The following is a 13,861-nucleotide window of genomic DNA, read 5'->3' on the forward strand; positions in this document are numbered from 1 at the left end:
TTGTAAATATATCTTCACTGTTCGTTTACTTCATAAGCAACTCTAATTCCAGACTCTATCGCTCCTTGCATCCACCCATGTGTTAATGTCGTATGCTCTCCTGCAAAGTGTACTTTTCCAGCTGGTGGTGTAATACACGGAAATAACTCAAGCTCTTGGCCCGGTTCGAAAGCTGTAAATGCGCCGCAAGAATACGGGTTTTTACTCCAACTAAAAGAGGTTCCGGTAACAAACTCACTATAGACGATGTCACCATATATTTCCGCTAAATTTTTTAATGCGTAACGAACGCGATCTCTTTGCAGGAGACTATCCCACGTTAACGCCTCATCTGCCCACGTATAACTTGCTAAAACGATAGCTGCCCCTGGTGTATGAATACCATAACTCGGATAATATGTAAACCGTATAGGTAAATCTGTAATAGATTTACCGCCACACTGTCCCGCTTTCTCCCAAAATCTACTTTTAAACTCTATCGCAATTTTAGTTGCAGCAATATAATTTAATTCACGAATTGCTCGTCTTTTAAAATAAGAGAATAAATGGTATGGCTGAACTTCTACAAACCGTAACGCTGAAAATGGAATTGTAATTATAGCACTGTCTCCTGTTACGATAAATGACTGTAATGTTTTTTCATGTATTACTTGCATCATTACTTTATTATCTTCCTGTATAATTTTTTCTACTTTATACGACATAAAAATATTATCTTTTAACTCCGGTAAAAATGAATTTGGTAATGCGTCCATCCCGCCCGTTATCTCATAATATTTTGTTGTTGAGGTAAAAAAGATCATTTCACGTAATACTTCAATTAAAGACATTCCCATATATGCTTCCATATCAAGAAGTACCCCAATCATATCGATTGCACCATCTGAATAATATTCAGTTAAAAATGAGCCGAGCGAATATGTTTTATACTTTTTTTCAACGATGATCCAGTTTTTATTAGGATCTTTTTTTATAAAATTAAGTATTGGCTCTAATACTACTAACATTAACTCTTCTGCCGTTTTTCCTTTTTCCTTCTCTACAATTGGATATCCAAGTATACTTGGATTTTTTTCGAATATGCTCAATCTCGTTTTAATATGATTCGTATAAATAATATCTGAAGCAGTTTTATTTATAAACAAATTTAACGGTAATTTAAATTTACGAATATAAGCTAAAGTTAACTCGTGTGTTTCAGGAATTCGCATCGGTCCTGCATTAAAATATAAACCAGAGCTAAATGGTTCACGGATTGTATATATTCTTCCACCTATTCGATTATTCGCTTCTAAAATTGTTATGTTATGCCCTGCTTCTTTCAATAACGATGCTGCAACTAAGCCCGAAATCCCTGCACCAGCAATAATAATCTGCTTTGGATTCTTCGTTTTAACGAGCCCCACATTAATAATATGAAGCATTCTTTCCATCGTTAATGGCTGCATCATACCCTTTTCCCCTTCAATAAAGGATTTTATTGCATTATATTCGGTTCACTTACTTCCTATGTTTCATGCAAAGAATTGCACGGATACATTTTCAAATACTTGAATATCTTTTATAAAATGTAATAAACTAGATATGACTCTATAGAAGTAAGACGTATTATCTTACATAATAAAATCAATGAAATTGCGAGGAATTTTGAAATGAAAAAAGGTATTAACCGTGTTGTATTAGTAGGAACAGGGGCAGTTGGATGTAGTTATGCTTACTGTATGATTAACCAAGCTGTGGCTGAAGAATTTGTTTTAGTTGATGTAAACGAGGCAAAAGCTGAGGGAGAAGCAATGGATTTAAGTCATGCTGTTCCATTCGCTCCAGCTCCAACTAGAGTATGGAAAGGCAGCTATGAAGATTGTAAAGATGCTGATCTAGTAGTCATTACAGCTGGATTACCACAAAAACCAGGCGAAACACGTTTAGATTTAGTTGAGAAAAACGCAAAAATCTTTAAACAAATCGTTCGTAGTATTATGGATAGCGGATTTGATGGTATTTTCTTAATCGCAACAAACCCTGTCGATATTTTAACTTACGTAACTTGGAAAGAATCTGGTTTACCAAAAGAACGCGTAATTGGTTCTGGTACAACACTTGATTCTGCTCGTTTCCGCTATATGTTAGGTGAGTACTTCAATATTGGTCCACACAACATTCATGCTTATATTATCGGAGAACATGGTGATACGGAACTTCCTGTTTGGAGTCACGTATCAATTGGTATTCAAAAACTACAAACGCTTCTTGATAAAGACAACACATACACGCAAGAAGATTTAGACAAAATCTTCATAAATGTTCGTGATGCAGCTTACCATATTATTGAGCGAAAAGGTGCAACTTACTATGGTATTGGTATGTCACTTCTACGTGTTACAAAGGCGATTTTAAACGACGAAAATAGTGTATTAACAGTATCAGCTTACTTAGAAGGTCAATACGGTCAAAAGGATGTTTATATCGGCGTACCTGCTGTTTTAAACCGCGGCGGTGTTCGTGAAATTTTAGAAGTAGAATTAAGTGAAGACGAAGAATTAAAATTCGATCACTCTGTCCAAGTATTAAAAGAAACGATGGCTCCAGTTCTTTAATATGTATAGTAAAAAGCAATCCAATTTATCTTGGATTGCTTTTTCATTTTGATTGTTCACTCATTGAAAACATCAGTTATTTTCTACTTTTTAATCGATTCCTCATTGTTTACATCAAGTACATCTAATAAAAAGATAAAGATTGGTATCCCGATAATAAGTCCCCATATTCCAAGGAAATGTTCTGAAAAGATGAGAATCATAAATGTATAAAAGATTGGTAAATTTGTTTTCGCAGACATGAATTTCGGGTTTAAAAAATAACTTTCAAGAGCGTGGATTACTGTAATGAACACAAGTATGTATACAACGTACATTACTCCGCCTACGTTATAAGCAATAATACAAAGTGGAAACAAGGAAATAATTACACCGGCAACAGGAATTAAACCTAGTAGAAAGACCATGACAGCCAATACAAGCAGCTGCGGAAAGCCTAAAATCACAAGCGCAATGACAGTAAGGATACAATTCACAACTGCAATTAAAAACTGTGCTTCAATTACTTTACCGAACGATCTTGCAAACCTTTCGCCAAAATATGCAATCTCCTCATAAAAAACCTTTAGACTACTATCTTTAAATTTCGAAGTAAATGATATTATGCGTTCTTTTTCTAACAAGAAAAATAAACTTAAAATAAGAGAGAGTAGTATTTGCAAACTGACTTTTCCTATATTTGCAATCGATTGATATATAACATCTACACCTTGTTCTATATATTTTGATACTTCCATCCCATTAATTGTTGAAAGTGCATATTTAATGATCTCATTATCCGGTGGATTTTGAAAAAACAACCTAAACTGATAAATCAATTGGGAAATTTGTATCGTTAGCACAGGTAAATATTTATATAATGTTGTACCGATAAAAGTAACTAATATTATATACAAACATGCGATAACAATTTTTCGATTCACTTTCAATTTATTTGAAATAAAACGTTGAAATCGATCCATTAAAAATGTCAGTATAAACGTAATTAATATTAAATTGATCATACTTTTTAAGCCATATAATACAAGCGCTACTATTATTAAAACGAGAAACCGTTGGAACCCTCTACTTCGAAAGAAATTTTTCACTTCATTCATTAAGATTTAACCTCCCCCTTCAATGGATGGAAATTGAATATATTACATTTTATGAACTTCTATAGACAATCTTTCTTACTAATTGAGAAGAATCCTTTTTTTCTTTTTATATTGTTAGATTCTTTTCATATTAGCCACCAACATATTTCATTGGAGCTCTTTTTTCGTTTATCCTTTTACAGTTTTGGTGATTTTCTATTTTTAGACTGTTGCTCATACGCATATCCAATATTGAGCAGTTCCTTTTCACCAAATTGTTTCCCGACAAACACTACACCTACTGGCTCTCCATTGTTATCATATCCTGCTGGCACCGCTAATTCTGGATAACCAGCTACAGCTGATAGAAGAACTTCTTCGTTATTAATCATAACTAAAGCATCCAAACCTTTTTCTACTAAATATCTATCTAGCTCTTTTTTTGCATTTTCTTGACTCGTTTGCACTATTTTTTCAAACTCATCTTTCGTTATAGAAGATTTTTCAGATCCCTCAATTAATGTTTGTCCATACTTTATTCGTCTAGTATTATCATTTTTATTAAACGCTATAATTTCTTCTAACGATTTTACCGGTACATTTTTTTGCTGTGAAAGATAATCGTTAACATTATGTTTGAACTCATATTCTAATGTTTGCAGATTATCTACCCCCTCTGCATTTAACTGAATATTATCAGTCAAGATCGCACCTGCATCTTGAAGGTCTTTTCTAATCTTTTCTGCTACTTCTTTTCTATTTTCATCTTGTCGATTTATTGAAAAAAGAACTCCTACTTTTTTCCCTTTCAATCCGTCTATTGATAAGTCCTTCGTATAATCAATTCTTTCTTTATCTTTCATTTTTTCTGTCATAGCATCTTTTTCATCAAAACCTACCATTATGTTAAATAACGTTGCGGCATCCTTTACCGTTCTTGCCATCGGTCCTGCTGTATCAAGTGTTTCAGCTAACGGAATAATGCCTGATCTACTCACCAAACCTAGTGACGGACGTAATCCAACTACTGATTGCTGCGTCGCTGGTGCTACAATTGACCCAGTCGTTTCCGTTCCAATTGCAAGTGGGGCAAAATCTGCTGCAACTACTGTCGCAGATCCAGAGCTTGACCCTGATGTATCAAACGTAATCGGACCGTATGGATTCAAATTTTGTCCTTTTTTCCCGCTATATCCGCTAGGCATTGTAAAGGATAAATAATTTGCCCACTCAGACATATTCGCTTTCCCTAAAACAAAAGCACCTTCTTCTTTCAACTTCTTCACAATCGTCGCATCTTCATCTGCAATCCAATCTTTTAGCACATAAGTTCCTGCACTTGTCGGCATCACCTTTTCCGTTTGTACATTATCTTTTACGATAACCGGGATACCGTATAAATTCGTCTTCTTCTTTAAAGACCTTTCTTTATCTAACTTTCGCGCTTCTTCCATTGCATTTGGATTAATCTCTGTAACAGCATTTAATGATATTCCATTTTGGTCATGTTCTTGTATTCTAAAAAGGTAAATACTCGTTAATTCTTCATATGATAATTTCCCATCATCAATCATTTTTTGAAGCTCATCTACAGTCGCATTTACGACTTCTTTTTCTTTTATCTTTATATTTTCTATGTTAATGCCTTTCAATTGATTATGTATCGGTTTTAACACTCTATCTTTATCATATACGATACGCTCCGGTTCCTTTGGAAAATAATTTTTATACATGTAATACCCTCCGGCACATGCCAGCAGGACAATACCTCCAGCGATCGACAACGTTATCTTTACCCACCTTTTCATGTTGTTACCTCCACTCTAAAAGTTGCTAAATTGTATTGAAAAAGAGAGTTATCCTTGTAACTCTCTCTAATTAAAATGCTACATGAAAAAATGAAGAATTTCAATTTCATTACTTCTTTTTTTGCATTTGCTTCGCTAATAATTCTTTCACCTGATTATATGTTAATCCTGAATTCTTATTTAAACGTTTTACTTCCTCAACATCAGTACCCACTACTGTATATTGTTTCTCATCATTCATCTTTCCACTTCCCTTTCTATAGCATTATTTCTAATATTTTTCCCCTAAACTCATATAAATTAATACAAATAAGGAAACTATACGAAATTCGATAGCTAAAGGGAATTCAGTTACATAAGAGGAAAAGATAAAAAAATGTCGAATGTATATATTTGTTGAATTTAAGGGCTTGGAGGGTACATTTTGAAAACATATGAGTTTAAACATAACATTCCAACATTGGAAGAGTATAAATATTTATGTGATTCTGTTGGATGGACTAATTATATGAATTTTGAAGTGGCGGAAACTTCACTGAAACATTCTATTCACTGCATCACAGTCAATGATAATGAAAAAATTATCGGCATGGGGAGAATTGTTGGTGATGGATCTATCTATTTCTATATTCAAGATATAGTAGTCCATCCGGATTATCAGAAACATGGTATCGGGAAAGAAATCATGCATCGTTTAGTTACATACTTACATGAAAATGCCCCTGATAAGGCGTTTGTCGGTTTGTTTGCATCAGAAGGTAAAGAATCGTTCTATGAGAAATTTGATTTTAAAGATTTTTCACCAAATATGACGGGGATGTTTACTGTCATTTCAAAAACATAATAGATTTTTAATTGTAAGGAAAGACTTCGGTTCATATAAAGGAATTTGTTCTTGCAGTAAAAGTTTACTATTACATACGAAAGGAGAGTACATATATGGCTCATATGTACTCTCCTTTTATTTCACTCTTTACATATTAAATTTCTTAATAAAATTTCACTACATCTTCAGTAGGTAAAAATGCTCTTTCTCCCGGTTGCTCATTTGGCTCACCAAATGGCATTTGTCCTACTAAACTCCACTCGGCTGGAATGTTCCAAGTTTCTTTAACTTCAGCATCTACAATTGGATTGTAGTGTTGCAGGGATGCGCCAATTCCTTCAGCTGCTAATAACATCCATACAGTATGTTGTAACATTGCATTTCCTTGATGAGACCAGAATGGGAACTGATCTTTATATAATGGTGCATTTTCTTGCATTTTTTCTACTGTTGCTTGATCTTCAAAGAATAACACAGTCCCAGCACCTGTATGGAAACCTTTTAATCTTTCTACAGTCGCTTCAAAGTTTTCTGCTGGTACGCGGGCTCTTAGTGTTTCTTTAACAATATCCCAAAACTTTTCATGCTCTCCATCCATTAATACAACCATACGGCCACTTTGCATATTGAAAGATGTTGGTGCGTGTAAAGCTGTTTTTAAAACTTCTTCAATTCTTTCTTTCGTAATTGCATCGTTTTTTGTTACTTTACGAATAGAACGACGGTTCACGATTGCTTCTTTTAAGTTTGTTGTAGTTGCTGACATGTTAATTCCTCCAAATATTTGTTTTATAATTTATTTTGTTATTTCATAACAAGCGAATTAGCAATATCCATCTGTATTACACTGCATACCTTCAAATGAATTTGTTTTTTCCTTTTCAATTTCTTTATCAATTACTCTTTGTAGCGTTTCTTTACTAGCAAGTCCTTGAATGACTTCATCTCCAATCATGACAGTTGGAACAGCCATAATATTTGCCTCATCATATGCGTGCTGAATTGCTTCTTGATGCTTTTCTTTATATTTTCGATTTACTAAAGCATCTTTAAATTCGGCTTCAGGAAGACCTACTTCTACCGCTAATTTTGTTAAAACATCAATATCTTCAATGTTTTGCTCCTCTTGGAAAAATGCTGTGAATACGCGGTGATGATACTCATTTCCAAGTCCACGTTCTTTCGCAAATTGACATCCTTCAAAAGCTAAATGTGTATATGGATGCGGAGAAACACGTGGCAAACGCATATCGATTCCTAACTTCTTCGCGGTTGGAAGAATGAAAGCATCCCATGAACCTAATTTTTCTGGCTCATTCCATGGATCTATTTTTGAATATGGACTTGGACGTAATTCAAATGGCATCCATTCAATCTCTACATCATTCTCTTTCGCTACCTCATCTAATGGACCTTTTGCTAAAAAACAAAATGGACATATAAAATCTGAGTATACTTTCATTTTTACAGTCATAATTTTTACACCTTACCTTTATAGTTGTAATCAAAATAGTTACATTAATGACAAAAAAATATAAATATGATTTAAGCATTCATTTTTTCTTGCAAAGCTTCAAACAACTGCCCCATTGTAATATTTCTTAAAACTTCTTCCATCGCAGATTGCGCTTGTATTAATATAACTTCTAATACAGCTTGAATATTCGCTCCAATTGGACAATCTGGATTTGGTTGCTCGTGAATATGAAATAGCTTGTCTTCTTCGACTACATTTACTGCATGATACACATCCAACAATGTGATTTCATGTAAATCCTTTAATAATCCCGCACCACCTGGGCCGCGATTTACATATACAACTCCAGCTTGCTTCAAGTACGACATCATTTTACGAATGACTACTGGATTCGTATTTACACTTTCAGCCATATAGTCTGAAGTACAAAGTGAAGATGGATTGTTTTTCAAAATAGATAAAATATGAACAGCTATAGAAAAGCGGCTACTAATTTTCATAATGATCACCACCTCGATGTAATCATTATAGTTACAACGAAAAGATAAGTCAATCCTTTTCATAAATTTTTTATAAGCAAATTAAAAAGTATCCCATTAAGATATATGGGACACCTCTTTTCATTCTGCAAATAGTGCTTGAAATTCTTCAATAAATAGCTGCACAGCGATTGAAGAATCCTTTAATGAAGGAACAGCTAAAGCGATTTCTCTCCATACTTGCGGTTCCAATTCTCTCGTTTGCACATTCTGTGGTAAATTCGTTAAAGATAATTCAGCTAATATTGCAATACCTAGCCCTTCCTGAATCATATTTAAAGCTGTAGTAACGGTCGATATTACATATTCAGCCCGAAGTGGTACGTTAGCTTGTTTAAACATATCAATAATGGGTGGTTCGTATCCACCCTTACATAATATGATCGGTTCATTCTCTAAATCACTAATTGTAATAGAGTCCTTCTTACAAAGAGGATGATCCTCTCTTAAGATAGCAACCATTTTTCCCTTCGTTAACGGGACAATCTCCATCTCTTTATTAGGCAAAATAACAATTCCTATATCAACAACCCTTGATACTAACCAATCTTCAACTTCTTTAATTGTTCCTTCACAAAGAACGACTTCTAAGTTCGGATACTTCTCCTTAAAGAGATTTATCATTTTGGGTAAGAAATGTGCAGAAGCACTCGGAAAACTCCCAATTCGAATCGTCCCAACTTCGTGCCCTTTCTCCATCGCAACTTCTTGCTCAATCTTCTCTACGCCGTTCAAAATCTCTCTAATATGTACAAGAATTCTGTTTCCTACATCCGTAACGATTAATCCTTTTCGTTTATCACGTATAAGAATCGTAACTCCTAACTCTGACTCAATACTTGAAATGGCGTGACTTACAGCTGGCTGCGTCATATTTAACACCCGAGCAGCCTTCGTAAAACTACCTAGCTCAACAGTTTTTATTAATACTTGCAGTTGTGTAATGGTCATAACTAATCACTTATACTCCTTATAAAAAAGATTCATTTTATTTATTACAGTCGATATCATATCATAGTGAAATGAATAACAACAAGGAGGTCTTACCGTGACACAGCTTTCTCGAACTAAAACGGCCATAATCCTTACCTTTCTCGTTTTCATGTGGGGAATCAATTGGCCTTTATCTAAGTTTGCCCTGCATTATACACCACCCGTTTTATTTGCAGGCGTTCGAACTTTAATTGGAGGATTCATTTTACTCCTTTTCGCATTACCGAAATACAAAGAGTTACACTTAAAAGAAACTTGGCATTTATACGTTATTTCTTCTTTACTTAACATCATTATATTTTACGGATTACAAACTGTTGGCCTTCAATATATGCCTGCTGGTTTATTTTCCGCCATTGTATTTCTACAACCTGTTTTACTCGGCATTTTCTCATGGATTTGGCTTGAAGAATCTATGCATGGCTTAAAAATTTTCGGGCTTGTTCTTGGATTTATTGGCGTAGGTGTTATTAGCTCTAGTAGTTTAACTGGACATATTTCTATTGTCGGAATCCTCCTCGCGTTAGGATGTGCGATTGGCTGGGCACTAGGTACAGTATTTATTAAGAAAACTGGTCACCGTGTGAATGCTATTTGGATGGTAACACTACAGCTTATTATTGGCGGTTTTTGCTTAATTGGATTTGGATCAGAGTTTGAAAGCTGGTCTAGTATCGCTTGGAGTATACCGTTTGTTAGCGTACTTCTCTTTATTTCATTCTTTGTTATTGCAATGGGATGGCTTGCATACTTTACTCTTGTTGGAGCTGGTGAAGCAAGTAAAGTTGGGGCTTATACATTTCTTATTCCACTAATCGCTATTATTGTAAGTTCAATTTTCTTACATGAGGCCATTACTATTAGCTTATTCATCGGACTATTATTTATTGTGGTGAGTATTTGTTTCGTCAACATAAAGCCGAAAACAATTGCTGTAAGGCAGCAGGTTGAAGTGAAATAAATATGAGAAAGAGCCTACTGTTTGTAGGCTCTTTTTTATTGTATGATTATATTTAAGTAGTAAGAATATTTTTCTAATATATGCGAATAGACTAACAATTCTAATCATAAGGAGGAATTATATGGTTTTACAATATAAAGAGTTTGGAGATTCAAGCTCTCCACTTATGGTTTTTATTCATGGGGGTGGAGTCAGTGGTTGGATGTGGGACAAACAAATTAAACATTTTACTAACTTTCACTGCCTTGTTCCTGATTTACCTGAGCAAGGAAAAAACAGAAGTAAAGATCATTTCTCAATAAACTTTAGTGCTGAAAAAATCATAGAGCTTATTGAAGAAAAAGGACAAGGTAAAACAGTTATAGTAATTGGTTTTTCATTAGGCGCTCAAGTATTAATTGCCATGCTCAGCATGAAGCCACACTTAATTCAATATGCTATGATCAATAGCGCATTAGTTAAATCCATTCCTTTCGCTAAAATATTAAGTAGCTCCCTCGGCTTAACCTACTTCCTAGTAAAGTGTAAGGCATTCTCCAAAATACAAGCAAAATCAATGTACATAGATGAAACACAATTTGATAACTATTATCATGACAGTTGTCAAATAAGTAAAAATACATTTGTAAGGATATTAGAAGAAAACATCTCGTTTACAATACCAAAAGGTTTCAAGGATGCTAGTAGTAATATATTAGTAACTGTTGGAGACAAAGAAAAAAGAATTATGAAAGACTCGATGCATGAAATCCTTGAAAGTAATACGAATTGTACAGGTATTATCATTCCTGAAATTGGTCATGGAATCTCTTTGGCAAATCCTATACTATTTAATACTTTAATTGAAAACTGGCTCGAACATGATATTTTGCTGGAAGACTTTATAATTGTCAATTAATTTCCATACATTAATAATTTTCATTATATAGTGACTATAATAGTGCCACTATCCTCATTCTTACTAATCCGTAGACCTAATAAAAAAAGGTCTCATTATTTACGATGAGACCTTTCAATCTTACTTATTTTTTACGACGTACTACAAAAGCACACGCACCTACTGACGATATAATCGCCAAAATAGATAAAACAATCGCTAGCATTTGCATATTACTTGTACCTTCATTCTTTTCTGCACTAGACACTTCACCATGTTCTCCTGTTAATGACGTACCTTTTGCAATTGTAGTAAGTGAATGTGGTTTTTCAGCTTTTTCATCGCCTGTCCATTCAACAATTTCTCCGTCTTTATATTGTTGGTATGCATCCCAAGCTATTTTTTGTTCTTTATCCGGATTTTTAGCGACGAAAGTAAATCGCTGGAACTGGCCGGGTAAAATCCCTTCTCCCGTTGCTTCCCACACTACAGTTTTAACTTTTCCAGCATTATCTTTCTGCTCTTCCACTTTCCATCCTAGCACGGGTTCATACTGTTGAAACTCCACTCCAGATGGTATTTTCAGTGTAACTTTTGTCGTTGCTACATTCTTTTCAACCGGTACTTTTATCGTGTAAGTCTCCCAAGAATTAACGTCCGAAGTCGCTGGCTTCACAGTGACGTGCGCACTAACCGGTAACGAAAAAATGCCCATTGCAATAATTGTTGCGATCATTGTTGTGCCAATTTTTTTTATACGTTTCATTTTCTATTAACTCCTTTTTATTTATACCTTCTCTTTATCTGCCGCCTACTATAAATTTATAATCCATATCAAAACTATCAAGAGATTCTGTTAATCCGTGCACTTGTATATTCCAGTTTCCTGTCATGTTAATATACATACCTTCCGCTTCATATTCTCCTGGTGACACGGCCGAAACTTTAAATGAACCTTTTCCCATGTTCATATCCAATGATTGCGTTGTTAAAATGATTTGCTCCATATCAGTAACAGGTTGTCCATTCTCATCCTTTAAAGTAATATGGAATGTATTTTGTCCTACTTTATTAGGACTTACATGTAACGTAAGTTCATATCCATTATCTAATTGCTTACTCTCTGTAAAAGGTCCAGTAGGTGGCATCGGCGGTGTTTGTACGTTTGTCATAAAAGCTACGATTATGAAAATAATAATCCCAATGATAAACTCTACTTTCACCGTAGCGCCTAATCCTTGCTGCGCTCTCATTTTCCCTTTCACATAATGAACAATTCCCAATATCCCCATGCAAATGAATAAAAGTATCTTTGCTAATAAAGCTAATCCATACTTCGTATCAAATAACGAGTGGATTGTTGGAATAAAGAATGTACTGTTAAAAAGACCTGTTATTAAAATCACGATAACAGCACCTGTCGCCCACGGTGAAAAGCGCTTAATCATATCCCAATACATACTCCACTTATCATCCTCTTTACGTAAGAGAAGAACAATAGATGATAGACCACCAATCCATAATGAAGCTGCGAATAAATGTAGAAAGTCCATAACGACAGCAATGTCTTTAAACTTTAAACCATATGCGTGACTATTAAAGGCTTTCATAACAAGTATCCCGATAAACAATACTATCGGAATGCTCCAAACTTTAAACGACGATAGCTTCTCACACTTCATCGCAAAATACGTAACGATTATAAGCAAACTAATAAGAGTCATTTGAGTGAGCCATACGTAACTAAAAACAGAGAGCTGTAATGTTTCTTTTAATAGTAAAGGATCGAATGCTTCTAGCCATGAAACATCCGCATTTATTTTCGCTTGCAATGGTAGATTGAATAGTAAACTACTGAATATACCAATTAATGAGATCCACATTATTTTTTTGCTTCTTGATCGAACCGAGATTGCATTCCCTTTGTACATAATAAGATTAAAGAATAGCACTCCGATAAATAGTGAGAAACTTGTATATAGAACGCCACGTTCCATAATCATATCTATTTGCGGGACATATCCCATCTCTTCTACTTGTACATCGTCCGCTCCCGCTTCTGCTGATCCAATTCGGAACGGAATCACTCCTTGAATGGGATGCCCGTCAGCTGAAATCACTTTCCACTGAATAGAGTAGAGTCCGTTTTTCAAATTTTCTTTTAACCCTGCTTCTAATAATTTTTTATTTTTCTTATCGATATGAGCATCTTTTAAATCTACTCTTGTACCTGATGTATCTCTTACAAACAATGTATTAAAATGCGAAACTTGTATATCCTCATCGAATTCAATTTTCACAACAGCTGGTGCTTTCTTTAACGTTTCATTTTCAGCAGGGTTTGATTTCACAATGTACGCATGAGCAGATGCACTTTTTGGTATCGATATAATAAGCACACATGCAATTAATAGCCATGCCCCTAACCTTTGCATTACTTTCACAATCATTTCACTTCTTTCTTACTCATCGCTATACTTCCATTCCTTTAACTTCCCAAGTTCAATTCTCTGGAGAAATATTAACCTGATTAAATATAAATTTCTATACAGTGTAACTCTTTATTTCTCTCTCACCTCTTAGCTTCCAATACAATAGTAACTACCTTCAGTGATACAACTTACATTTTTAAAGTCGATTGTTATTATATCATAAAATATATTTATGTAAGTTCCTGAAGAAGAAAAGTTATCGTGAATCATTTGTG

At 34.4% G+C, this 13,861-nt stretch carries 14 protein-coding genes; 4 read left to right on the plus strand and 10 right to left on the minus strand.

The window, feature by feature from the left end; translation table 11 throughout:
- Positions 1-14: 14 nt before the first annotated feature.
- A complete protein-coding gene (locus tag KVT31_RS06885; protein ID WP_088096041.1) occupies positions 15-1,451 on the minus strand; it encodes a flavin monoamine oxidase family protein in 1,437 nt (478 codons plus the stop codon).
- A 201-nt stretch (positions 1,452-1,652) separates the two neighbouring features.
- Between KVT31_RS06885 and KVT31_RS06890 the strand changes: the two genes are divergently transcribed.
- Positions 1,653-2,597: an L-lactate dehydrogenase gene (locus KVT31_RS06890; RefSeq protein ID WP_088096040.1), complete on the plus strand. Its 945-nt coding sequence runs from the start codon at positions 1,653-1,655 to the stop codon at positions 2,595-2,597.
- Positions 2,598-2,680: 83 nt separating this feature from the next.
- On the opposite strand, the gene KVT31_RS06895 is transcribed toward KVT31_RS06890, so the two are convergent.
- The 3 genes from KVT31_RS06895 to KVT31_RS30570 all read right to left on the minus strand — a co-directional run bounded on the left by KVT31_RS06895 (position 2,681) and on the right by KVT31_RS30570 (position 5,722).
- Entirely contained in the window at positions 2,681-3,694 is a 1,014-nt protein-coding gene (locus KVT31_RS06895) for an AI-2E family transporter (protein WP_088096039.1), read from the minus strand.
- Between the two features lie 176 nt (positions 3,695-3,870).
- The gene (locus KVT31_RS06900; protein WP_088096038.1) at positions 3,871-5,481 is read right to left on the minus strand and encodes an amidase family protein; all 1,611 of its coding nucleotides are present in this window, start codon (positions 5,479-5,481) and stop codon (positions 3,871-3,873) included.
- 109 nt (positions 5,482-5,590) lie between these two features.
- The gene (locus KVT31_RS30570; RefSeq protein WP_088096037.1) at positions 5,591-5,722 is read right to left on the minus strand and encodes a hypothetical protein; all 132 of its coding nucleotides are present in this window, start codon (positions 5,720-5,722) and stop codon (positions 5,591-5,593) included.
- Positions 5,723-5,905: 183 nt separating this feature from the next.
- Between KVT31_RS30570 and KVT31_RS06905 the strand changes: the two genes are divergently transcribed.
- On the plus strand, positions 5,906-6,325 hold the full coding sequence (locus KVT31_RS06905) for a GNAT family N-acetyltransferase (protein WP_088096036.1): 420 nt from the start codon (positions 5,906-5,908) through the stop codon (positions 6,323-6,325).
- Between the two features lie 145 nt (positions 6,326-6,470).
- On the opposite strand, the gene KVT31_RS06910 is transcribed toward KVT31_RS06905, so the two are convergent.
- The 4 genes from KVT31_RS06910 to KVT31_RS06925 all read right to left on the minus strand — a co-directional run bounded on the left by KVT31_RS06910 (position 6,471) and on the right by KVT31_RS06925 (position 9,274).
- The gene (locus KVT31_RS06910; RefSeq protein ID WP_088096035.1) at positions 6,471-7,073 is read right to left on the minus strand and encodes a nitroreductase family protein; all 603 of its coding nucleotides are present in this window, start codon (positions 7,071-7,073) and stop codon (positions 6,471-6,473) included.
- A gap of 57 nt (positions 7,074-7,130) precedes the next feature.
- Complete coding sequence (locus tag KVT31_RS06915) at positions 7,131-7,781, minus strand: DsbA family oxidoreductase (RefSeq protein ID WP_000216687.1); 651 nt, start codon at positions 7,779-7,781, stop codon at positions 7,131-7,133.
- Between the two features lie 71 nt (positions 7,782-7,852).
- Positions 7,853-8,284, minus strand: a complete 432-nt coding sequence (locus tag KVT31_RS06920) for an Rrf2 family transcriptional regulator (RefSeq protein WP_088096034.1) — start codon at positions 8,282-8,284, stop codon at positions 7,853-7,855.
- 120 nt (positions 8,285-8,404) lie between these two features.
- Positions 8,405-9,274, minus strand: a complete 870-nt coding sequence (locus tag KVT31_RS06925; protein WP_088096033.1) for a LysR family transcriptional regulator — start codon at positions 9,272-9,274, stop codon at positions 8,405-8,407.
- 97 nt (positions 9,275-9,371) lie between these two features.
- Here KVT31_RS06925 and KVT31_RS06930 point away from each other — a divergent pair, with 97 nt between their 5' ends.
- Positions 9,372-10,277, plus strand: coding sequence for a DMT family transporter (locus tag KVT31_RS06930; RefSeq protein WP_088096032.1), 906 nt, complete (start codon positions 9,372-9,374; stop codon positions 10,275-10,277).
- Positions 10,278-10,398: 121 nt separating this feature from the next.
- Positions 10,399-11,175 carry an alpha/beta fold hydrolase gene (locus KVT31_RS06935; RefSeq protein WP_088096031.1) on the plus strand — a complete coding sequence of 259 codons (777 nt, stop codon included), beginning with the start codon at positions 10,399-10,401 and terminating at the stop codon, positions 11,173-11,175.
- A 124-nt stretch (positions 11,176-11,299) separates the two neighbouring features.
- On the opposite strand, the gene KVT31_RS06940 is transcribed toward KVT31_RS06935, so the two are convergent.
- Together KVT31_RS06940 and KVT31_RS06945 are read right to left on the minus strand one after the other, a co-directional pair.
- A complete protein-coding gene (locus KVT31_RS06940; RefSeq protein ID WP_088096030.1) occupies positions 11,300-11,920 on the minus strand; it encodes a YcnI family copper-binding membrane protein in 621 nt (206 codons plus the stop codon).
- Positions 11,921-11,954: 34 nt separating this feature from the next.
- Positions 11,955-13,604 (minus strand): copper resistance CopC/CopD family protein, encoded by a 1,650-nt coding sequence (locus KVT31_RS06945; RefSeq protein ID WP_140392422.1) that lies wholly within the window; start codon positions 13,602-13,604, stop codon positions 11,955-11,957.
- Positions 13,605-13,861: the final 257 nt, after the last annotated feature.

This window comes from Bacillus sp. GbtcB14 (assembly GCF_019091205.1).
GTDB classification, from domain to species: domain Bacteria; phylum Bacillota; class Bacilli; order Bacillales; family Bacillaceae_G; genus Bacillus_A; species Bacillus_A cereus_AG.